Source organism: Neisseria bergeri, assembly GCA_003044455.1.
GTDB classification, from domain to species: domain Bacteria; phylum Pseudomonadota; class Gammaproteobacteria; order Burkholderiales; family Neisseriaceae; genus Neisseria; species Neisseria bergeri.
Genome location: POWY01000004.1, coordinates 108,323 through 129,495, shown reverse-complemented (window position 1 = coordinate 129,495; position 21,173 = coordinate 108,323). Strand labels below are relative to the sequence as shown.

18 protein-coding genes and 1 pseudogene are annotated in these 21,173 nt (G+C 53.1%); 11 read left to right on the top strand and 8 right to left on the bottom strand.

All coding sequences use genetic code 11. The features are described 5' to 3' along the window. Window positions 1–57: 57 nt before the first annotated feature. The 3 genes and pseudogenes from DBY86_RS13340 to DBY86_RS12990 all read right to left on the bottom strand — a co-directional run. Window positions 58–453: a hypothetical protein gene (locus tag DBY86_RS13340; protein WP_199901058.1), complete on the bottom strand. Its 396-nt coding sequence runs from the start codon at window positions 451–453 to the stop codon at window positions 58–60. 195 nt (window positions 454–648) lie between these two features. After that, a complete protein-coding gene (mutY, locus tag DBY86_RS06115) occupies window positions 649–1,689 on the bottom strand; it encodes an A/G-specific adenine glycosylase (RefSeq protein WP_107819304.1) in 1,041 nt (346 codons plus the stop codon). A 136-nt stretch (window positions 1,690–1,825) separates the two neighbouring features. After that, a pseudogene (locus DBY86_RS12990) lies at window positions 1,826–1,933 on the bottom strand (IS5/IS1182 family transposase); the annotation flags it as partial. A 26-nt stretch (window positions 1,934–1,959) separates the two neighbouring features. Between DBY86_RS12990 and DBY86_RS06110 the strand changes: the two are divergent. Beyond that, a complete protein-coding gene (locus DBY86_RS06110) occupies window positions 1,960–3,000 on the top strand; it encodes a zinc-dependent alcohol dehydrogenase family protein (protein WP_107819303.1) in 1,041 nt (346 codons plus the stop codon). Window positions 3,001–3,604: 604 nt separating this feature from the next. On the opposite strand, the gene DBY86_RS06100 is transcribed toward DBY86_RS06110, so the two are convergent. Then, the gene (locus DBY86_RS06100; RefSeq protein WP_003757978.1) at window positions 3,605–4,243 is read right to left on the bottom strand and encodes a bifunctional 4-hydroxy-2-oxoglutarate aldolase/2-dehydro-3-deoxy-phosphogluconate aldolase; all 639 of its coding nucleotides are present in this window, start codon (window positions 4,241–4,243) and stop codon (window positions 3,605–3,607) included. Between the two features lie 262 nt (window positions 4,244–4,505). Next, window positions 4,506–6,341 (bottom strand): phosphogluconate dehydratase, encoded by a 1,836-nt coding sequence (gene edd / locus DBY86_RS06095; RefSeq protein WP_107819302.1) that lies wholly within the window; start codon window positions 6,339–6,341, stop codon window positions 4,506–4,508. A gap of 413 nt (window positions 6,342–6,754) precedes the next feature. On the opposite strand from edd, the gene zwf reads away from it, so the two are divergent. The 7 genes from zwf to DBY86_RS13675 all read left to right on the top strand — a co-directional run bounded on the left by zwf (window position 6,755) and on the right by DBY86_RS13675 (window position 14,109). Beyond that, window positions 6,755–8,200, top strand: coding sequence for a glucose-6-phosphate dehydrogenase (gene zwf, locus DBY86_RS06090; protein WP_107819301.1), 1,446 nt, complete (start codon window positions 6,755–6,757; stop codon window positions 8,198–8,200). A gap of 175 nt (window positions 8,201–8,375) precedes the next feature. Then, a complete protein-coding gene (gene pgl, locus DBY86_RS06080) occupies window positions 8,376–9,071 on the top strand; it encodes a 6-phosphogluconolactonase (RefSeq protein ID WP_107819299.1) in 696 nt (231 codons plus the stop codon). Further along, on the top strand, window positions 9,052–10,038 hold the full coding sequence (locus DBY86_RS06075; RefSeq protein WP_107819298.1) for a glucokinase: 987 nt from the start codon (window positions 9,052–9,054) through the stop codon (window positions 10,036–10,038). The genes pgl and DBY86_RS06075 overlap by 20 nt, the downstream gene beginning before the upstream one ends. 49 nt (window positions 10,039–10,087) lie before the next feature. Beyond that, window positions 10,088–10,936 carry a DNA-binding transcriptional regulator HexR gene (gene hexR, locus DBY86_RS06070; RefSeq protein WP_107819297.1) on the top strand — a complete coding sequence of 283 codons (849 nt, stop codon included), beginning with the start codon at window positions 10,088–10,090 and terminating at the stop codon, window positions 10,934–10,936. A gap of 120 nt (window positions 10,937–11,056) precedes the next feature. Then, a complete protein-coding gene (pgi, locus tag DBY86_RS06065) occupies window positions 11,057–12,706 on the top strand; it encodes a glucose-6-phosphate isomerase (protein ID WP_107819296.1) in 1,650 nt (549 codons plus the stop codon). 13 nt (window positions 12,707–12,719) lie between these two features. Then, complete coding sequence (locus DBY86_RS13945; RefSeq protein WP_300905760.1) at window positions 12,720–12,854, top strand: hypothetical protein; 135 nt, start codon at window positions 12,720–12,722, stop codon at window positions 12,852–12,854. A 52-nt stretch (window positions 12,855–12,906) separates the two neighbouring features. After that, window positions 12,907–14,109, top strand: a complete 1,203-nt coding sequence (locus DBY86_RS13675; protein WP_107819295.1) for a DUF1311 domain-containing protein — start codon at window positions 12,907–12,909, stop codon at window positions 14,107–14,109. Window positions 14,110–14,290: 181 nt separating this feature from the next. Here the strand turns inward: DBY86_RS13675 and DBY86_RS06055 are convergent, their stop codons facing one another. The 3 genes from DBY86_RS06055 to DBY86_RS06045 all read right to left on the bottom strand — a co-directional run bounded on the left by DBY86_RS06055 (window position 14,291) and on the right by DBY86_RS06045 (window position 17,910). Then, window positions 14,291–14,824: a C40 family peptidase gene (locus DBY86_RS06055; RefSeq protein ID WP_107819294.1), complete on the bottom strand. Its 534-nt coding sequence runs from the start codon at window positions 14,822–14,824 to the stop codon at window positions 14,291–14,293. 55 nt (window positions 14,825–14,879) lie between these two features. Next, window positions 14,880–16,394: a phospholipase D family protein gene (locus tag DBY86_RS06050; RefSeq protein ID WP_107819293.1), complete on the bottom strand. Its 1,515-nt coding sequence runs from the start codon at window positions 16,392–16,394 to the stop codon at window positions 14,880–14,882. A 109-nt stretch (window positions 16,395–16,503) separates the two neighbouring features. Further along, entirely contained in the window at window positions 16,504–17,910 is a 1,407-nt protein-coding gene (locus tag DBY86_RS06045; RefSeq protein ID WP_107819292.1) for an MFS transporter, read from the bottom strand. Between the two features lie 283 nt (window positions 17,911–18,193). On the opposite strand from DBY86_RS06045, the gene DBY86_RS06040 reads away from it, so the two are divergent. Genes DBY86_RS06040 through DBY86_RS06030 form a run of 3 tightly spaced genes read left to right on the top strand, consistent with a single transcriptional unit; the run spans window position 18,194 to window position 21,122 of the window. Further along, window positions 18,194–18,973: a (Fe-S)-binding protein gene (locus DBY86_RS06040; RefSeq protein ID WP_107819291.1), complete on the top strand. Its 780-nt coding sequence runs from the start codon at window positions 18,194–18,196 to the stop codon at window positions 18,971–18,973. Further along, window positions 18,970–19,671, top strand: a complete 702-nt coding sequence (locus DBY86_RS06035; protein ID WP_107819290.1) for a LutC/YkgG family protein — start codon at window positions 18,970–18,972, stop codon at window positions 19,669–19,671. Before DBY86_RS06040 ends, DBY86_RS06035 begins: the two co-directional genes overlap by 4 nt. Further along, complete coding sequence (locus DBY86_RS06030) at window positions 19,668–21,122, top strand: LutB/LldF family L-lactate oxidation iron-sulfur protein (protein WP_107819289.1); 1,455 nt, start codon at window positions 19,668–19,670, stop codon at window positions 21,120–21,122. Before DBY86_RS06035 ends, DBY86_RS06030 begins: the two co-directional genes overlap by 4 nt. The last annotated feature ends 51 nt before the right edge of the window (window positions 21,123–21,173 follow it).

Below are 21,173 nucleotides of genomic sequence, written 5' to 3'. Positions count from 1 at the left end.
GCTCATTATTTTAAAATTGAAATTTTATATTTTATTTCACTGTTGTTAAAACGCTGTTCACATTCCTTTATCGGTTTTATCATTCATCACCGTATTTACGGCTTCGGGAGACAGGGGCTTACCGCATTTGCTGCAGTAATCGATTTTTGGAACAGGGGAAATGCCTTTAAAGAAAGTAAAGCTATCCGACCCGATGCCGACGGAGGTGCCATAATTCATCTTTTGGAATTCGTGGCAATAGGGGCAGATTCCTGCGATGATTATGTAGAATACAATTATGATACCTCCGAAACTGAAATATATCGCAAATATTATTTGCACAATTGTTATTTGCAGAAAGTTAGAACCCGTTATCACGTCTTGGATAAATGCCAAAACCACTGTGATTCCGAGAATTAAAAAGAAAAATTTCGAAATCCTCATCCTTTTCTGAAACCTGATTGCGGTATCCATGGCTTTGTCTTTGTCATTTAAGTTTGTGTTCATGTTTTTGACCCTCTTTGTTTCTAAAATCCTTTTTAAATTGCCGACTTTTTCCGTTCCAAATGTCCCATTTGAACATTATCCCGCTGCCTAAAATACGACCCAAATTCATCGGCTGTTCTTGCTGCGATACCTGCAAACAACAGTTCAATGGGTTTATTTTGTTTATTCTAACCTATTACTGTTTAAATAAATTTCCAACGGCTTAGGCAGGCCGTAATCTTTCAAATGCGCCGGCTTTATCCAAATGCCGTCTGAAGGGCTTTCAGACGGCATTTGTCCTTCAAACGGCGTAATCATCAGCAGCCGGTGCGTCAGGCGGTGGGTCAGGGCGGTTTGTTCGTCCATATCCTCCATCGTCAGGGAGAGTTTGGCGGCAAAGTCGGAAAGCCCGTTCAAACTTTCAAAACACGGTACGCAATACAGACTGCCCCAAATGCCTTTGGCGGGGCGTTTCTCCAATAAGATTGCGCCGTTTCGGTTGCGGACAATCAGCCAGTAAAGCGGCAGGGTATGTACTTCAAGGGCAGTTTTTTTGCGCGGCAGCTCGGCAGTGCGGTTTTGCTTTTTCGCTTCGCAGATGTCCGCCATCGGACATTGATGGCACAAGGGTTTTGTCCGTTTGCACACGGTCGCGCCCAAGTCCATCAAGCCTTGCGTGTAGGCGGGCATCTCGGCGTTTTCAGACGGCAGCAGGCTTTCGGCAAGCGTCCAGAGCGTGTTTTCAAATTTTTTGTCCTGCGGATTGCCGTCGCGGGAGAACACGCGGCAGAGAACGCGTTTGACGTTGCCGTCCAAAATGGTCTCACGGCGGTTGAAGGCAAAGGCCGAAATGGCGGCGGCGGTGCTTCTGCCTACGCCGCAGAGGGTTTCCAAGTCTTTGCGTTCCGATGGAAACGTGCCGCCGAATTGTTCAACGACTTGTTGCGCGGCTTTGTGCAGGTTGCGCGCGCGGCTGTAATAGCCCAAGCCCGCCCACAGCGACAATACTTCGTCTTGAGGCGCAGAGGCAAGTGCCTGTACGGTCGGGAATTTTTCCAAGAAACGCGGATAGTAGTCCAACACGGTGGTGACCTGCGTCTGCTGGAGCATGATTTCGGAAAGCCAGACGCAATAAGGATCTTGTACCTGCCAAGGCAGGTTGTGCCTGCCGTGTTGTTTTTGCCAGCGGATAAGCCGTTCGGAGAAAGGGGAGGGTGTGTTCATTAATATTAATCGATGGTTTTATTTATGTTTAAAACAGTATGTTATGATATAACATTGTGAAAATAATTCTTATTGACATACAGTTTGTAGGGGTATATAACTCATATAGAGAGACTTTATTGCAGTATTGAAATTATAGTGGGTTAAATTTAAACCAGTACGGCGTTGTCTCGCCTTGCCGTACTATTTGTACTGTCTGCGGCTTCGTCACCTTGTCCTGATTTAAATTTAATCCACTATATTTATCAACAACGAGCAAGGAGTATCATTATGAAAGCAATGGTTTATCACGGCGCAAACGACATCCGTTTTGAAGAAAAACCCCGTCCGCAGATTATCGATCCGACCGACGCGGTGGTGAAAATCGTCAAAACCACGATTTGCGGTACCGACTTGGGTATTTGGAAAGGCAAAAACCCCGAAGTTGCCGACGGCCGTATTCTCGGTCATGAGGGCATCGGTATTGTAGAAGAAGTCGGCGATGCTGTAAAAAACATCAAAGTCGGTGATAAAGTCATTATTTCATGTGTCAGCAAATGCTGTACTTGCGACAACTGTAAAATCCAACTTTATTCACACTGCCGCAACGGCGGCTGGATTTTGGGCTATATGATTGACGGCACGCAGGCAGAATACGTCCGTACGCCTTATGCCGACAATAGCTTGGTTCCGCTGCCTGACAACGTCAATGAAGAAGTTGCCCTGCTGTTGAGCGATGCCTTGCCGACCGCCCATGAAATCGGCGTGCAATACGGCGATGTCAAACCCGGCAACACCGTATTCATCGCTGGCGCAGACCCTGTCGGTATGTCCGCCTTGCTGACTGCACAACTGTACAGTCCTGCCGCCATCATTGTTTGCGATATGGATGAAAACCGTTTGAAACTGGCGAAAGAATTGGGTGCGACCCATACCGTCAACCCTGCTTCCGGCGACGTATCCAAACAAGTCTTTGCCATCGTCGGCGAAGACGGCGTGGACTGCGCCATCGAAGCCGTCGGTATCCCTGCAACTTGGAATATGTGTCAAGACATCGTCAAACCCGGAGGTCATATCGCCGTTGTCGGCGTACACGGTCAATCCGTTGATTTTAAACTGGAAAAACTGTGTATTAAAAACCTTGCCATCACTACCGGCTTGGTTAACGCCAATACCACCGAAATGCTGATGAAGGCAATTTCCAGCAGCTCAGTCGATTACACCAAAATGATGACCCACCATTTCAAATTCAGCGAATTGGAAAAAGCCTACGACGTGTTTAAACACGCCGCCGAAAACCAAGCGATGAAAGTGGTTTTGGAAGCGGATTAATCAGCGTTGAATCAGTTGTTTTTTAACCGGATGCCGTCTGAATGTGTTTCAGACGGCATTTTTTCAGCCGTGTAAAACGGGCTGTTCCTGATCAATCAGGTATTTAAGGGGGATTAATGGGGTATAGCGGATTAAATTTAAACCAGTACGGCGTTGCCTCGCCTTGCCGTACTATTTGTACTGTCTGCGGCTTCGTCGCCTTGTCCTGATTTTTGTTAATCCACTATATTTTGGTGGGAACGGCGGTTATTTGAAACGAAAATATCCGAAAAACCTGTGGTTGGATGTCGGCTGTTTGAAGAAAAGGAATTTTGCAAAGGTCTCTAAGCGTTTTTTAACGACGGCTAATTTGTTAGTTTCAGCCGTTCATCACGGTATTTTACCGATAGGGCGATTTATCTAACTAATTGATAAGTATATTATAATTATTTTTTTGTTATATGTTTCCGCACATCGCGCGTCATTCGCATTGTGCTGGAGATGGATGGGCATTTTAGGGGCAGTATGTCGGAGTGGTGCTGCCGTGTATGCCGACTGCGCCGCCAAGCGGCAAAATGCCGTCTGAAACAGGAAAGGGCTTCAGACGGCATTTTTACGATGCGGTTCAGGCTTTGGGTTTCAATGCCGCCGCTTCTTTGGCGAGGCGGGTGATGGTGTCCCAGTCTTTGTTTTTCACGGCTTCTTTCGGCGTCAGCCAAGAGCCGCCGACGCATAAGACGTTGGGTAATGCCAAGTAATCGGGCGCGGTGGCGAGGCTGATGCCGCCAGTCGGGCAGAAGCGTACGTCGGCGTAAGGTCCGTAGAGGGCTTTGAGCATCGCTTTGCCGCCGACGACTTCGGCGGGGAAGAGTTTGAGGGTATCGATGCCGTGTTCCAAAGCCAGTTGGACTTCGCCCGGAGTAGCAACGCCGGGAATCAGGGGGATGCCGCTATTGTGGCTGGCTTTGGCGAGGGATTCGTGCAGGCCCGGGCTGATGGCGAAAACCGCGCCTGCGTCTTCGACGGCTTTGAGCTGTTCGGGATTGGTTACCGTACCCGCGCCGACGATGGCGTTGGGCACTTCTTTGGCAATCAGGCGGATGGCATCGAGTCCGACGGGGGTGCGCAGGGTGATTTCGAGGGTGGGGATACCGCCTTCGACAAGGGCATGGGACAAATCGACGGCAGTGCTTAAATCGTCAATCGCCATTACCGGCACAACTGCGCCGGCGGTCAGAATTTCGCGGGGGGTCAGTTTGGACATTTCGGTTCTCCAAGTGGAAGGGGGTGTTGTTTTTTGTTGAGGTCAAACGAGATGGGGTTTTTCAGTTTTCAGACGACCTTTAGAGACTGTAGGTCGGATATTCGTATCCGACAAATACTCTGATAACGTCGGATTCAAGAATCCGACCTACGTCTGCTTTAGTTTGGGTCGTGGCAAAGCCCACGCTGCGTCTGATCCGTTTAAACAGCTTCAATAATTTTTCAGACGGCCTTCTGTTTGAAAAGGCCGTCTGAAACGTGCATCAGGCAAATTCGCCGCCAAAGCTCATGGCGCCGGTTTCCGCGCTGCTGGTCATACTGCGGAAGCCGGCGAAGAGTTCGCGACCGCAGCCTTGTTGGTTCGCGCCCAAGTCGATGCGCTCGACTTCGCGGGCGTTCCATTCGGCCTCGTTAATCAGGACGTTGAGTTCGCCGGTAACGGAGTCGAAGCGGATCAGGTCGCCGGTACGGATTTTGGCGATGTTGCCGCCCATCAGGGCTTCAGGTGTCATGTGGATGGAGGCTGGAACTTTGCCGGATGCGCCGGACATACGGCCGTCGGTCAGAAGTGCCACTTTGAAGCCGCGGTCTTGCAGGATGCCCAAAGGCGGGGTCAGTTTGTGCAATTCGGGCATACCGTTGGCGCGCGGGCCTTGATAGCGGACGACGCAGACGAAATCGCGTTCCAACTCGCCGCGCTCAAATGCAGCCAAAACTTCGCGCTGGTCGTTGAACACGATGGCGGGTGCTTCGATGATGCGGCAGCCTTCGCGCACGGCGGACACTTTAATCACGCCGCGTCCGATGTTGCCTTTCATCAGGCGCAGACCGCCGTCCGGGGAGAACGGATTGTCGGCTTTACGCAGGATGTCTTCATTGCCGCTGGTTTCGGGGGCTTCGCGCCATTCGAGTTTGCCGTCGATGAGGAAAGGCTCTTTGGTGTAGTGGCGCATACCGTGTCCGACAACGGTATCGACATCGTCGTGCAACAAGCCTGCGTCCAGCAATTCGCGGATAACGAAAGGCAGGCCGCCCGCTGCGGTAAAGTGGTTCACGTCGGCTTTACCGTTGGGATACACGCGGATGAGCAGCGGGATGATGGAAGAAATTTCGTCGAAGTCGTCCCAGTTCAAAATCACGCCTGCGGCGCGCGCCATAGCGACGAGGTGCATAGTGTGGTTGGTCGAGCCGCCGGTTGCCATCAAACCGATCAGGGCGTTGATGAAGGATTTTTCGGTCAACATTTCGCCCAATGGTTTGATGGTACCGTTTTTAATGCCGCGCGCGAGATGTCCGGCGGCGTAGCGGGTCAGGGCTTCGCGCAGGTCGGTGTAAGGATGGACGAAGGCGGCGGCAGGCAGGTGCACGCCCATCATTTCCATCATCATTTGGTTGGAGTTTGCCGTGCCGTAGAAGGTACAAGTACCCGGGCTGTGGTAAGAACCCATTTCACTTTTTAAAAGTTCGTCGCGTCCGACCTTGCCTTCGGCGAAAAGTTGGCGGGTGCGGGCTTTTTCTTTATTGCCGATGCCGCTGGACATCGGGCCTGCGGGAACGAAGATGCCGGGGATATGACCGAACGAAAGCGCGCCTATCATCAAACCCGGTACGATTTTGTCGCACACGCCCATAAACAGTCCGCCGTCGAACATTTGGTGCGACAGGCCGACGGCGGTACTCATCGCAATCACGTCGCGGGAGAACAGAGACAGTTCCATACCGGCGTAGCCTTGCGTGATGCCGTCGCACATGGCGGGCGTGCCGCCGGCAACTTGGGCGGTCGCGCCGTTTTTATGGGCTTCGTCTTTGATTTGGTCGGGGAAGTCTTTAAACGGCTGATGTGCGGAAACCATGTCGTTATAGGCGGTGATGATGCCTAAGTTGGGGACGGTTTCCTGAAGCATTTCGATTTTGATGCTTTTGGGCATAGAGGCATAGCCGTGCGCCAGGTTGGAGCAGCCGAGCTGGTTGCGCTCTAAGCGTCCCATTTGTTTGGCACTGCGGATTTTCGCCAGATATTTTTCACGCGTCGGGCGGCTGCGTTCGATAATGCGCCCGGTGATTTCGGCGAGTTTGGGGTGAATAGGAGTGGTGCTCACGGTCGGTCTCCTGTCGGAACGGGGTGGTATTGGGGATTTGTTTGTGCGTTTCTGATTTTTGTATCGGGTATTCAGACGGGGAGTGTTTTAAAAGATATGCCGTCTGAAAGTGGGAAGCGGGTGCTATTATAGTACAAAATTTGTAATTTTGTTACAAAAAAATCAGGCATTGAAAAGAAATTTGATTTAAATCGCAGAATCTTCCGATTGTTGTAACGGAATAGGGGAAATCTGCCCGATTTTTGGACTAAGTCAAATAAATTGTAAAAATGGGAATAGACAAAAAGTGTAGCGGTGTGTAGTATTACTACTCATTATGCCGCCTGCCTTTGTTTCCGATATTGTGATGCAGCGTGATGGGAAAAGCAGGTTTCAGACGGCATCGAAAAATTCTTTCCTGACGAGATAATACGATGAGTACACAAACAAATTTTGATTTGGTGTTGTTCGGTGCGACCGGCGATTTGGCGATGCGCAAGCTGTTGCCCTGCCTGTATCAGGCGCACGTGGCCGGTCTGCTTCATCCCGAAGGGCGTATTTTGGGGGTCAGCCGCAGCGAGTTGGATACAGAAGGTTTTCTGGCGAAGGTGGAAACCAGTTCCAAAATCCATGTGAAAGAAAATTTTTCCGATGAGGCTTGGGCATCGTTTGTCGAACGTCTCGCATATCTCAAAGTCGATGTTACGCAGCCGGACGATTTTGCCGCTTTGGGCGATTTGGTCAAAGCGCGCAAAGAAACCGACAACGTCGTCATCTATCTGTCCACCGCGCCCAAATTCTTCGCGCAAGCCTGCGAGAACCTTGCTGCGATCGGTTTGAATGCCGACAATGTGCGCGTGGTTTTGGAAAAACCGCTGGGTACGGATTTGGCTTCTTCCCAACAAATCAATACCGATGTGGCGCGTTATTTCAAAGAAAGGCAAATCTACCGCATCGACCACTACTTAGGCAAAGAAAGCCTGCAAAACCTGCTGGCGCTGCGTTTTGCCAACGTGATGTTCGAGCCGTTGTGGAACAACAAATACATCGAAAGCGTACAACTGACCATCGCCGAACAGCTCGGCGTGGAAGAGCGCGGCGAGTTTTACGACATTACCGGCGCGTTGCGCGATATGGTGCAAAACCATTTGATGCAGATGCTGTGCATGACTGCGATGGAAGCCCCCGCCAGTTTGGATGCCGACGCGGTGCGCGACGAAAAAGTGAAAGTCATCAAATCGTTGAAACCGCTGACCATCGAATCCGTCAACGAAAATGTTATTCGCGGCCAATATGTTGCAGCAAACGGCATGAACGGCTATTTGGAAGAAGTCGACGTACCGAAAGACAGTTTCACTGAAACCTATGTCGCCATCAAGGCCGAAATCGAAAACGAACGCTGGAAAGGCGTGCCCTTCTACCTGCGTACCGGCAAACGCATGGCGGGCAAAGTGGCGGAAATCGTTTTGAACTTCAAAGATTTGAACAGCCATATTTTTGAAGGCAGCCGCACCGCGCCCAACCGGCTCGTTATCGAGTTGCAACCGCATGAATCCGTGCGCCTCTATACGCAGATGAAAACCCCGGGTGCTGGCAATAAGGTCGAAACCGTGCCGCTGGCAACCGATTTGTGCAAAGCATTGAAAGGCCGTCGCGCCGAGGCTTACGAACGCCTGCTGTTGGATGTGATTAACGGCAAACTCGCTTTGTTCAACCGCCGCGACGAACTCGAAGCCGCTTGGGAATATGTGATGCCGATTTTGGAAAACTGGGCAGGCAATACCACGCCGCCGCACAGTTACGGCGCACACTCTTGGGGGCCCGAAGCCGCCCGCGAACTGTTGGCGCGCGACGGACACAAGTGGCACGAAGAGCAGTAATACAATAATGCGTTCAGACGGCATGGGGTTTGAAATGCCGTCTGAACGCAAGTAAAGCAGTAAAAAGCAGTCCCGATATTTGGTATCAAAAGCATAAACAACTGTTCGGCCGGCATATTGCTCAACCCGTTTCCATAACGGAATATACCGTCTGAAATAAAAAAAGGACACAAATATGTTTGTTTGGCACGAATACGAAAATGCGGCAGAAGCGGCGCAATCTTTGGCTGACGCAGTGGCGGATGCTTTGCAGGGCGCGCTGGATGAAAAAGGCAGTGCGGTGTTGGCAGTCTCCGGCGGACGTTCGCCGATTGCGTTTTTCAACGCCTTGTCGCAAAAAGATTTGGACTGGGGCAAAGTGGGCGTTACTTTGGTTGACGAACGCGTCGTGCCGACCAACCACGCCGACAGCAATACCGGTCTGGTGCGCGAATACCTGTTGAAGAACAAAGCGGAAGCGGCAATGTGGATTCCTATGGTGGAAGACGGAAAAACTGAAACCGAATTACATCCCGATGCTGTTGTCGATTATGCGCTGAAACATTACAAGCAGCCCGATGTTTTGATTTTGGGTATGGGAAACGACGGGCATACGGCTTCGATTTTCCCGAAAGCTCCGCAGTTTCAGACGGCAATCGACGGTTCGGCAGGTGTCGCGCTGGTGCATACCACGCCCGTTACCGCGCTGCACGAACGCATCAGCATGACTTTGGATGCGATTGTCCATACGAGGCATGTGTTTTTGGCGATTCAGGGCGCGGAGAAAAAAGCCGTATTTGACCAAGCCGCACAAGGCGAAAACCGCGAATATCCGATCAGCTTCGTATTGAACCGCCAAGGAGTGAACTGCCATGTCTTCTACGCCGAATAAACAAGCTGGATATCCCCGACTGGTCGCCGACATTGGCGGTACGAATGCACGCTTTGCTCTGGAAACCGCGCCGCGCGTCATCGAAAAAACCGCCGTGCTTCCGTGTAAGGACTACGATACGGTTACTGATGCGGTGCGTGCCTATCTGAGCCAAAGCGGTGCAACAGGCGTACAGCACGCGGCATTTGCCATCGCCAACCCGATTTTGGGCGACTGGGTGCAGATGACCAACCACCATTGGGCATTCTCCATCGAAACCACCCGTCAGGCTTTGGGTTTTGAAACGTTGATTCTGTTGAACGACTTTACCGCGCAGGCATTGGCGGTAACGCAGATTTCAAGCAAAGACCTGATGCAGGTAGGCGGGCAAAAACCTGTCGAATTTGCCCCAAAAGCCGTTATCGGCCCCGGTACCGGCCTGGGCGTGAGCGGATTGGTGCACAGCCCCGCAGGCTGGGTGGCTTTGGCGGGCGAGGGCGGGCATACCAGTTTCCCGCCGTTTGACGATATGGAAGTGCTGATTTGGCAGTACGCCAAAAACAAATACGGCCATGTTTCCGCCGAACGCTTTTTGAGCGGAGCGGGCTTGAGCTTGGTTTACGAGGCTTTGGCTGCAAAACAGAAAGCCAAACCCGCCAAACTGATGCCGTCTGAAATCACGGAAAAGGCTTTGAGCGGCACGTCGCCTTTGTGCCGTCAGACTTTGGACATCTTCTGCGCCATGCTCGGCACGGTTGCTTCCAACCTCGCCCTGACGCTGGGCGCGCGCGGCGGCGTGTACCTGTGCGGCGGCATTATTCCCCGCGTGTTGGAATACTTCAAAACTTCCCCGTTCCGCAGCCGTTTCGAGAACAAGGGCAGGTTTGAAGCCTATCTTGCCGCGATTCCCGTGTATGTCGTCTTAAGCGAGTTTCCCGGAATTTCCGGTGCGGCTGCGGCTCTCGACAACCATTTGAGAAACGTTTAACCACAGCGGCTCCTTGCAGCGGGGCTGCATTATCGAAGGGCATATCATTATGTTAAGCAAAATCAGCGAATCACTGGCAGACCTTTCCGGTGCGGAACGCAAAGTCGCCGAATGTGCATTGGCAAAACCCAAATGGTTTGTTCATGCGGCTGTTGCCGAGATTGCCGAACACTCCTCCGTCAGCCAACCGACCGTCATCCGGTTCTGCCGCAGCCTGGGCTACAAAGGGCTGCCCGAGTTCAAACTTGCATTATCTGCCAGTATCGGTCATGAAGGTATGCCTTATGTTCATGAAGAGCTCAATGCGGATGACGACATGTCAAGCGTTGTCGAGAAAGTATTGGGTAATGCCGCCGCTTCGCTGTTGGGCGAACGCCGCTTCCTGAAAGAGTCGGAGCTGGAAAACGCCATTGCCACGCTGATGCACGCCCGCCGCGTCGAGTTTTACGGTGTCGGCAATTCCGGTATCGTCGCGCAGGACGCGCAGCACAAGTTTTTCCGTTTCGGAATGTCCACGGTCGCCTATGTCGATACGCACACGCAGCTGATGGCGGCATCCGTTTTGAGCGATCAGGATGTTTTGGTTGCCATTTCCAACACGGGTTCGTCTATCGAACTTTTGGATGCGGTCAGCATCGCCAAAGAAAACGGCGCGTCCGTCATCGCGCTGACCCGCAACGATTCGCCTCTGGCGCAACTTGCCGACTGCGTGTTGAGCGTTGCCACACAGGAAAATGCCGAACTCTACACGCCCATGGTTTCCCGCCTCTTGCAGCTTGCCGTCATCGATATTCTCGCCATCGGACTTGCCCTGCGCTTGGGCGATGCTGCCAGCCTGCAATTGCAGAAAAGCAAAAAAAGCATACACAACAAGCACATCGATTACGACAAAGATTGACCTTCAGACGGCATCCCGCAAATGCCGTCTGAAATGCCGGACAACGGCCGTCGGCGGCTTGCGGCAGTTTCCGGCAGCCTCTGCATCCCACAACAAAAAACCTCATTCAGGAGCATACAGATGAAACACCTTCACGACTTACCCGCATGGTCGAAATTGTGGAACCACTTTGACGACAGCAAAACATTGCATATGCGCGAAATGTTCGAGCAAGACCCGCAGCGTGCGGAACGCTACTGGCTGCAGGTCGGCGGACTGACGCTGGACTACTCCAAAAACCGCATCAACGACGAAACCATGTCGCTTTTGTTCGAGCTTGCCCGCGAAGCAGGCGTGCCGGAGCGGATGCGGCAGATGTTCCACGGCGAAAAAATCAATACGACGGAAAACCGCGCCGTCCTCCACGTCGCCCTTCGCAACCGCACCAATTCGCCGATTGTGGTTGACGGTGAAGATGTTATGCCCAAAGTCAACCGCGTTTTGCAACGTATGGGCGAATTTGCACACGAAGTCCGCAGCGGAAGCTGGCTGGGCTATACCAACCAAGTGATTACCGACGTTGTCAACATCGGCATAGGCGGATCGGATTTGGGCCCGCTGATGATGTGTACCGCGCTCAAACCTTTCGGTCATCCGCGCCTCAATATGCACTTCGTTTCCAACGTGGACGGCTCGCAACTGCGCGACGTATTGTCCAAAGTCCACCCCGAAACCACGCTGTTCATCATCGCCTCCAAAACATTTACCACGCAGGAAACGCTGACCAACGCACTGACCGCGCGCGAATGGTTTTTGAATCATGCGGGCGACGAAGAAGCCGTTGCCAAACACTTCGCCGCCGTTTCCACCAATCAAAAAGCCGTCGCCGAATTCGGCATCGACACCGCCAATATGTTTGAATTTTGGGATTGGGTCGGCGGCCGGTACAGCCTGTGGTCCGCCATCGGATTGCCGATTATGCTCTATCTGGGCGAAGAAAACTTCATCGAAATGCTCAACGGCGCGCACCTGATGGACCAACACTTCATCAACACCCCGCTCGAGCGCAACCTGCCCGTCATCCTCGCCCTCATCGGCATCTGGTACATCAACTACTACGGCGGCGGTAGCCACGTCATCGCGCCTTACGACCAACACCTCCACCGCCTGCCCAAATTCATCCAGCAGCTCGATATGGAAAGCAACGGCAAACAGGTTACGTTGGACGGCAAAGCAGTCGGACACGAAACCTCGCCGATTATCTGGGGCGAAACGGGCATCAACGGCCAGCACGCCTTCTTCCAACTGCTGCACCAAGGCACGCACATTACCCCCATCGACCTGATTGCCTCGCTTGAAAAACGCAGCAACCTGCCCGGACACCACGAAATCCTGCTTGCCAACGTCTTCGCCCAAGCAGAAGCCTTTATGCGCGGCAAAACCCCCGACGAAGTCCGCGCCGAACTCAAAGCGCAGGGTATGGATGAGGCGCGTATCGAAGAGCTGGTTCCGCACAAAACCTTCTCCGGCAACCGCCCGACCAACCTCATCCTGATGGATAAGGTCAACCCCCGCAATATGGGCAGCCTGATTGCCATGTACGAACACAAAACCTTCGTACAAGGCATCATTTGGGGCATCAACAGCTTCGACCAGTGGGGCGTGGAACTCGGCAAACAACTGGCTAAAACCATTTTGGGCGAACTGACCGGCGAAACCGTGCCGCAAAAGCACGACAGCTCGACCGAACGCCTGATCAACCTCTACCTGCAAACCAACCGCAAATCATAAACCCCGGGGCAAAATGCCGTCTGAAAGGTGTTCAGACGGCATTTTGCACGATACGGGTTTGAAAACGGGTCAAAGGCATCCCGCAATCCCGTATAATGCGCCGCACCATTTCAGACACTCACAGCCATACATCCCGCATCAGGCGTGAGCGGGAATATACGGGCAGACCGACAGTCCGTTTGGACGGAAAAGGAAATCCGATGAAAAAAAACTTACCCGCACTGGCATTGGCAAGTATGCTGATTTTGTCGGGCTGCGACCGTTTGGGAATAGGCAACCTGTTTTCCGAAAATGAAGTTTCCTGCGGAAGCGAAGAGGCTAAAGAGATTTTGGTCAAACTCGTCCGCGACAATGTCGAGGGTGAAACCGTCAAAACCTTTGACGACGACGCATTCAAAGACCAGGCATTTGCCGACATCGGCATAGCGCATATCCGCAGTATGGTCGAACGCTTGGGCATCAGCATCGATGAAGTGCGAACCACCGAAAAAACCGACACGTCCAGCAAACTCAAATGTGAAGCCACGTTGAAACTGGACGTGCCCGACGATGTTGTCGATTATGCCGTCGCCGCCAACCAATCCATAGGCAACAGCTATAAGAAAACGCCCGACTTTTTTGAACGCTACTACCGCAAAGAAGGCGCGTATTACATCAAAACTATTTCTTACAGCGTCCAGCCGACAGACGACAAAAGCAAAATCTTTGCTGAACTGAATCAGGCACACGATATCATCCATCCGCTCAGCGAGCTGGTGTCTATGGCACTGATTAAAGAGCCATTGGACAAAGCGAAACAAAGGAACGAAGAACTTGAAGCGGCAGAAGCCGCCGCGCAGGAAGCGGGGGAGGCAGAAGAAGCGGCGGCGCAGGAGGCATTGAGCCAAGAACAGGAGGCAGCCCGCGTATCAGAATGGGAGGAGCGCTACAAATTGTCGCGCGGCGAGTTTGAACAATTTTGGAAAGGTCTGCCGCAAACCGTCCAAAACAAGCTGCAAGCCTCACAGAAAACATGGAAAAGCGGGATGGATAAAATCTGTGCCAGCAAGGCAAAAGCTGAAAGTGAAACGCCAAACGGCATAAAAATCAGCGAACTGGCATGCAAAACGGCGGAAACTGAAGCACGCTTGGAAGAGCTGCACAACCGCAAGAAAGCAGTGATTGACGAAATTATCAGGGAAGCAGACAAAAAAGAAAGGACTGCCAAGGCGGCATTGGATGGTGCGGTTCAGGCATTGCCCGCCGATATTGCCGAAACCGTTATGCCCGAGTACCGCAACTGGCAAAACGGTTTGAATGCCAAATGCGCCGATGGCGACGAATACGGTTTGGCGCAATCTGACTGCCGTACTAAAGAAATCAATGCAAAAACCAAGGAAATCCAAGGGTATCTGATTAACTGACCTGTGAATCCGACATGCTGTCTGAAATACTTTTGTGTTTCAGACGGCATTTTTTATCGGGATGGCAATTTTGAACAGCGGCTGTTTTTTGTCGGGTATTTATGCCTGATTTACGGCTGCGGGTTGAAGCCGTAGGGCAGCATTGCCATGCTGCCGTTTGTTTTGTTGCGGTGTGTCGCCGCTATTCTGTAAAGAAAGTATGTGCGCCGAGGTAGTTTTTGGCGTAAAACGGTGTGGAGAGTTTTTCGGTTTTGATGGTTTTGCCGCTGCTTGGCGCGTGGATGAATTCGCCGTTGCCGATGTAGAGTCCGACGTGTGAGTAGCGGTGTGCGCCGCCGGTGTTGAAGAATACGAGGTCGCCGGCCTTGAGGCGGCTGTCGGGAATTTTGCGGCTTGCCGCCGCCATGTCTCGGGCGGTGCGCGGCAGCTTGACGTTGAGGGCGTTTTTATAGACGAATTGGATCATCCCGCTGCAATCGAAGCCGGTTGCGGTGCTGCTGCCGCCCCATTTGTAGGGCGTGCCGATGAGTCCGAGGCTGTGGAGCATGAGTTCCTGTGAGCCTTGTGTGCGGTCGATGTGGCTGATGCGGACGGGTTGGATTTGCCGGACTGTCTGTTTGGGTTTCGGTTGGCGGTGTTTGCCGGAGGTCGTGCCGCATGAGGCGAGGAGCAGTGCGCTGAGACAGAGGAAAAGGGTTTTGTCGAGGGGAAACATGGTTTTTCCTTTGCGGGTTCGGATATGCCGTCTGAAGGTGTTTCAGACGGCATTCCTATAATAAACCTTCTATGGGCAGCAGGGATAGGATTTTTGCGGCGATGCGTTTCCAAAGTTTGGCTTCGGGTTCGTTCGGGTAGGTTTTTCGGGTGGCGGGATCGTGCCATTGCAGGCGGTTGTGTTTGTCGAGGGTAACACGGTAGGCGTATTCGGGTGTGGTATCGGCGAGGGTGCGCTCCATCTGTTCTGCGATTTTGGGGCTTTCGATGACGACGCCCATTTCGGTATTGAGCCGTGCGGAACGGGGGTCGAGGTTGAATGAGCCGATGAAGATGCGTTTGCCGTCCACAATGAAGGTTTTGGCGTGCAGGCCGGTTACGGAGCTGCCGGTCAGGCCTTTGTCTTTTGTGGCGGGGACGGCATGGTTGGGTTGTAGCTCGTAGAGTTTGATGCCGGCTTTGAGTAGCGGTTTTCGGTATTTGACGTAGCCGGAATGGACGGCGGTAACGTCGGTCGCCTGCAGCGAGTTGGTCAGGACGGTTACACCTATGCCGTTTTGCACCAGTTTTGCCAATGCGTCTGTGCCGGATTTTGTAGGGACGAAATAGGGTGAAACCAGATAGACGCTTTTTTCGGGCTGTTTGAGCGCGTCTTGCAGCCGCACGGCAATCGGCAGTTTGCGGCTGTCCCGGTCCAGCCCTTTGTCGGGATCGTCGCTGATTAGGCGGGTTTGGACGCTTTGCCAGTCGATGCGTCCTGTCTGTATTTTCCGGTAGAGGGGCGACTGTTCGACGGTTTCGCGGTAGCGTAGGAGCGCGTGTCTGGACGTTTCGTCGTCGTAGCCGAGTGCTTGAAGACCCTTGCCGATGTCGCCGCTGCGGATGATGCGCGTGGCGTTGTGGGCGGAATGGCTTGCCCAGTAGCGGTCGAAGTCGTGCGATACTTCGCCGACGACGCTGCCGGTGGCGAGGATGTCGAGATCGGCGAAAACGGTGTCTTCACCGACTTTGAAGTATTCGTCGCCGATATTGCGTCCGCCGAGTATGGTGGCGCGGTTGTCGGCGGTAAAGGATTTGTTGTGCATACGGCGGTTGAGGCGGGGGAAGTCGGTCAAATAGCCTAATGAGCGCCATTTGCGGAAAACGAAGGGGTTGAACAGGCGCACTTCGATATTGGGGTGGCTGTCGAGGGCGAGCAGGAGGTCGTCCAAGCCGCGCGTGTTGTTGTCGTCCAACAGCAGGCGCACGCGCACGCCGCGTTCTGCGGCAAGGTACATGAGGTTGAACAGCAGCCGGCCGGAAATGTCGTTGCGCCAAATGTAGTATTGCAAATCGAGGCTGTGTTCGGCGGATTCGATAAGGGCGGCGCGGGCGGCAAAGGCTTCGTGGGGATCGTCGAGCAGGTAGATGTCGGACAGGCGGCTGCCGAGCGGGAAATGGCGGATGTGCAGGACTTTATCCAAACGGACGGGGGAAACAGTGTCAAAATGGCGGCTTTCCGTGCGTTCTTCCAGCGGCGGGGGCAGGGTGGCGCAAGCGCATAAAAAGAGGAGGAGGCTGCGTGTTTTCATAGGAAATCGGTTCAGACGGCATTGCCTGTGTTTTGGGGTTGGCGCGCATGGAAGTGTGGCATCATAATCCAAACGTTGAAACGGGTAAAAGTTTTGCGTGCGGACCGCTTTAGGACGGTGTGTTCCGTGTCAGGTTTGCGCCGTCTGAAACGTGCAGACGCTTGAAAACCAGCGATGATGCAAGGGTAATGCCGCCGATGCAGAGCAAAGTCATCCGGAAGGCGGGGTGCGGGCTGCCGCCTTCGGGCATCAGCGATGTCCAGTTTTTAAGGATCAGCGCGCCGGAAACAATCCCCATACTGATGGCAAGCTGCTGGTTGACCGCCATCAGGCTGTTGCCGCTGCCTGTTTGTTGCGGGCGCAAATCGGCAAGTGTCAGCGTATTCATCGCGGAAAACTGAAAAGAGTTGCACGCGCCGATTGCCAGCGAAAGCAAAATCCAAACCCATAACGGAGCGTCCTTTCCGGGCAGCGCCAGCAGGATAATCAAAGCGGCAAGCAGTTTGGTATTCCAAAGCAGCAGCGCACGGTAGCCGAAACGCCTCATCAGCGGCGCAATCAGCGGTTTGACCAGCAGCGAAGACAGGGCGACGGGTGCGACCAGCCGGCCGGACAGGCTTGCACTAAAACCAAAAGCGATTTGAAACATCAACGGCATCAGGAAGGGGATCGAACTGATGCCGATACGGCTGAACAGATTGCCCGCCAGCCCCAGACGGAAGGTGCGTATCAGAAACAGGTCGGCGGAATAAATCGGTTTGGACGCGGTTTTCATATGTCGGAAATAACGGCGTGCAAACAGCAGTCCGCCGCACAGCGGCAACAGTGCAAAATAAGGAGGCAGCGCGTGCGACAGGCTTTCTGCAGCAAGCAGCAGCAGGCAGGCGGCAGCGGAAAAGGTCAGATAGCCTTTGAAATCCAAAGCGGTATCGTTGCCTTTGACATCGGGCATGATGTTGCGTCCCAATATGAAACCCAGCAGACCGATGGGCAGGTTGAGCAGGAAAATCCAGTGCCACGAAGCGTATTCGGCAAGATAGCCGCCCGCCACAGGCCCTAAAACCGGCCCGATCAATGCGGGCATGACCGCATAATTGATGGCATTGAGCAGCTTCGATTTTTCATACACACGCAAGATGGTCAGACGCGGTATCGGAACCAGCATCGAACCGCCGATGCCCTGAACGACACGGGAAAGCGTCAATTCAAACAGCGAACCCGATGCGGCGCACAATGCCGATCCGAGCATAAAAACGGCAATCGAACCGAAAAAGACTTTTTTCGTTCCGAACCTGTCCGCCAAATAACCGCTCAAAGGCATCAGCAGGGCAACAGTCAGCGTATAGGCAACGACTGCCAGTTGCATATCCAGAGGCGGTTCGTTCAGGTCGGCGGCAATTTCGGGCAGGGCGGTATTTAAAATGGTCGCATCCAACATCTGCATAAAAATGGCAATTGCCAGCAGAAGCGGCAGCCAAGGGGATGGTGCGCGGGCGGATAGGGTGTTTTTTTCCATAGGGCGATTGTACCCCATCCTTGTGCCGTTATTGTTTTCAGATGCCGTCTGAATGCCGGCAGAGTCGGCATCTTGAATGTTCACAAGCAAACGAACCGGCATTGCATTGTAATGATAATTATTATCGAAAACCATTAGAGTAAGGTACGGTAAGCGTTATAGGGCAGTTTGTAAGAAAAACCGGATTATTTTTTAAAATTAGACTTGACCCGCAACAGTCAATTACTTAAAGTAAACGCTTACCTTTCTACAGAAAAAAACGGGTTTCCCGTTATCAAAAAAAATGAGCGCAACCACTCCCCCAAAAATCATCCGATACGACAGCAATCCGACAGATGTCTATTTTTTCGGCACCTGCGTCCTCGATCTCTTTATGCCCGAAGCCGGTATGGATGCCATTACCCTAATCGAGCAGCAGGGCATACGCGTCCATTTCCCGATGGCGCAAAGCTGCTGCGGCCAGCCTGCCTATTCATCCGGCCATCCGACCGAAGCCTTTGATGTCGCCAAAGCGCAACTCGACCTTTTCCCCGAGGAGTGGCCGATTGTCGTGCCGTCCGGTTCGTGCGGCGGTATGATGAAACACCATTGGCCGACGCTGTTTAAAGGCAGCGAGTACGAGGAAAGGGCTGTGGATTGCGCCAGCCGCATCATCGAGTTTACCCACTTCCTGCTTGCCATCGGCTATAAACCTGAAGACAAAGGCGAGCCAGTCAAAGTCGCCGTTCATACTTCCTGCGCCGCCCGCCGCGAAATGAATGTCCATCTCTCGGGCTGGCAGTTGATTGACGGCATGAAAAACGTCGAGCGCGTCGTCCACGACCACGAAAGCGAGTGTTGCGGCTTCGGCGGTACATTCTCTGTCAAACAAGCGGATATTTCCGGCGCGATGGTAACAGACAAAGTTGCTGCGCTAAAAGAAACCGGTGCGACCGAAATCATCAGCGCGGACTGCGGCTGCATGATGAACATCGGCGGCAAAATCGCTAAGGACGAACCGAATATGCCGCGTCCGAAACATATCGCATCCTTCCTGTTGGAACGCACCGGAGGTAAAGTATGAGCGCGCGCGAAAATATTTTGGCAAAACTGAAAAAAGCCGATGCCTTGCCGATGGAAGAGCCTGCGGTTTTCGATTATTACCGCGAAAAGGGTGTTTCCTGGGACAGCGAAGCCGAGCGTCTGAAACATTGGGCTGCCGCAATGCGCGCGGTCAAAACCGAAATCTATTGGGTGACGAAAAGCAATTGGATGCAGGTTTTCCGCGAAGCGGCAGAAGGCAAGGGTTTGAAAAACATCCTTCTGCCTCTCGCAACCGAGCACGGACAAATCGCCCGTGCCGCGTTGGCGGGCAGCAATATCGAACCGATTGCTTTCGAGCGTGAAATCGATACTTGGAAAACCGAGTTCTTCGCGAACATCGATGCGGGCTTCAGCGGCGCGCAATGCGGCATCGCCCGCACCGGTACGCTGATGCTGTTTTCCAGCCCCGAAGAACCGCGTACTTTGAGCCTCGTTCCGCCCGTGCATTTCTGCCTGTTTGATACGGCAAAAATGTATAACGAATTTCATAACGCCGTCGAAGGCGAAAAACTGGTGGAAAACGGTATGCCGACCAATGTTTTCCTGATTTCCGGCCCGTCCAAAACCGCAGACATCCAACTGACGCTTGCTTACGGCGCGCACGGCCCGCGCGATTTGGTCATCCTCGCCATCCTGCCCGACCACATTTCCCCTGCCGATTTGGAGGAAAACGCATGACTACGCAAACCATCAAGTTCCACATGAAGCCGGAAACTTTCAAACAAAACGCCGCAATTTCCCTTCAAGACAAGCCTTTGCGCAAAAGCCTGCGTACCGCGATGGATATGCTGATGACCAAGCGCAAAGCCGTTTTGACCGACGAAGAAGAGCTGCAAAGCCTGCGCGATTTGTGCGAACACATCCGTCAGCGTTCCCTGTCCAAATTGCCCGCGCTGTTGGAGCAGTTGGAAGAAAACCTGACCAATCTGGGCGTGAAAGTACACTGGGCGGAAACCCCTGCCGAAGCCTGCCAAATTATCCACGACATCATCACAGCCAAAAACGGCAAGCTGATGGTCAAAGGCAAATCAATGGTCAGCGAAGAAATCGAGCTGAACCATTATCTTGAAGCAAAAGGCATTAAAGCGGTGGAAAGCGACTTGGGCGAGTTCATCGTCCAAATGGCAGGCGAAAAACCGACCCATATCGTGATGCCCGCAATCCATAAAACCAAAGAACAGGTGAGCGAACTGTTCCACCAAAACCTCGGCACACCGCTTACAGACGACGTGGACCAACTGACCGGCTTCGCCCGCAAAGCCCTGCGCGATATTTACAGCACTGCCGATGTCGGTTTGAGCGGCGTAAACTTCGCCGTTGCCGAAACGGGTACGCTGTGTCTGGTCGAAAACGAAGGCAACGGCCGCTTGAGTACCACCGTTCCGCCCGTGCATATCGCTATTACCGGTATTGAAAAAGTGGTGGCGAAATTGTCTGACATCCCACCCTTGTACAGCCTGCTGCCGCGTTCCGCCATCGGTCAGAACATTACTACTTATTTCAACATGATTACCGGCCCGCGCCGCAGTGAGGAATTAGACGGCCCGCAGGAAATGCACTTGGTTCTGCTCGACAACGGCCGCAGCCAGGCTTATGCCGAAGACCAAATGCGCCGCACCCTGCAATGTATCCGTTGTGGCGCGTGTATGAACCATTGTCCGGTTTATACCCGTATTGGTGGCGCGGCATATGGCACAACCTATCCCGGCCCGATTGGCGAGATTATTTCCCCGCACTTGTTGGGTCTGGATGCCACCCGCGACCTGCCGACCGCCTGTACCATGTGCGGTGCGTGTGTGGAAGTCTGTCCGGTACGCATCCCGATTACCGAACAAATGCAACGTTTGCGCGTTGAAGCACAACGTTCGCCGACCGAAACCGTGCCGCACCCCATCCGAGGGCAAGGCGCATCGCATACCTTCGGCGAACAAATGGCGTGGCGCACATTCAACGGTATTTTCAGCGGCAGCAAAACCTACCGCGCCTTCGGTTGGGCAGCCACCAAGTTCCGCAACCTGACCCCTCGCAAACAGTTGGGTTGGACGCAAAACCGCGTACCGATGAAACCGGCGAAGAAAACCCTGCACGAACTGATGGCGGAAAAAATGCGCCAAAAAGAAAAAGCATAAGCGATTGTGTATGAAATGCCGTCTGAAATCTTTTCAGACGGCATTTGCTTG

Excerpts from the sequence above, each read along its gene's own strand:
- DBY86_RS06045 (WP_107819292.1), bottom strand. The coding sequence starts at position 17,910 with ATGGAAAAAAACACCCTATCCGCCCGCGCACCATCCCCTTGGCTGCCG.
- DBY86_RS06050 (WP_107819293.1), bottom strand. The coding sequence starts at position 16,394 with ATGAAAACACGCAGCCTCCTCCTCTTTTTATGCGCTTGCGCCACCCTG.
- DBY86_RS06030 (WP_107819289.1), top strand. The coding sequence starts at position 19,668 with ATGACTACGCAAACCATCAAGTTCCACATGAAGCCGGAAACTTTCAAA.
- pgl (WP_107819299.1), top strand. The coding sequence starts at position 8,376 with ATGTTTGTTTGGCACGAATACGAAAATGCGGCAGAAGCGGCGCAATCT.
- DBY86_RS06040 (WP_107819291.1), top strand. The coding sequence starts at position 18,194 with ATGAGCGCAACCACTCCCCCAAAAATCATCCGATACGACAGCAATCCG.
- DBY86_RS06055 (WP_107819294.1), bottom strand. The coding sequence starts at position 14,824 with ATGTTTCCCCTCGACAAAACCCTTTTCCTCTGTCTCAGCGCACTGCTC.
- DBY86_RS13340 (WP_199901058.1), bottom strand. The coding sequence starts at position 453 with ATGGATACCGCAATCAGGTTTCAGAAAAGGATGAGGATTTCGAAATTT.
- mutY (WP_107819304.1), bottom strand. The coding sequence starts at position 1,689 with ATGAACACACCCTCCCCTTTCTCCGAACGGCTTATCCGCTGGCAAAAA.
- zwf (WP_107819301.1), top strand. The coding sequence starts at position 6,755 with ATGAGTACACAAACAAATTTTGATTTGGTGTTGTTCGGTGCGACCGGC.
- DBY86_RS13945 (WP_300905760.1), top strand. The coding sequence starts at position 12,720 with ATGCCGTCTGAAAGGTGTTCAGACGGCATTTTGCACGATACGGGTTTG.
- DBY86_RS13675 (WP_107819295.1), top strand. The coding sequence starts at position 12,907 with ATGAAAAAAAACTTACCCGCACTGGCATTGGCAAGTATGCTGATTTTG.
- pgi (WP_107819296.1), top strand. The coding sequence starts at position 11,057 with ATGAAACACCTTCACGACTTACCCGCATGGTCGAAATTGTGGAACCAC.
- hexR (WP_107819297.1), top strand. The coding sequence starts at position 10,088 with ATGTTAAGCAAAATCAGCGAATCACTGGCAGACCTTTCCGGTGCGGAA.
- DBY86_RS06075 (WP_107819298.1), top strand. The coding sequence starts at position 9,052 with ATGTCTTCTACGCCGAATAAACAAGCTGGATATCCCCGACTGGTCGCC.
- DBY86_RS06110 (WP_107819303.1), top strand. The coding sequence starts at position 1,960 with ATGAAAGCAATGGTTTATCACGGCGCAAACGACATCCGTTTTGAAGAA.
- DBY86_RS06035 (WP_107819290.1), top strand. The coding sequence starts at position 18,970 with ATGAGCGCGCGCGAAAATATTTTGGCAAAACTGAAAAAAGCCGATGCC.
- DBY86_RS06100 (WP_003757978.1), bottom strand. The coding sequence starts at position 4,243 with ATGTCCAAACTGACCCCCCGCGAAATTCTGACCGCCGGCGCAGTTGTG.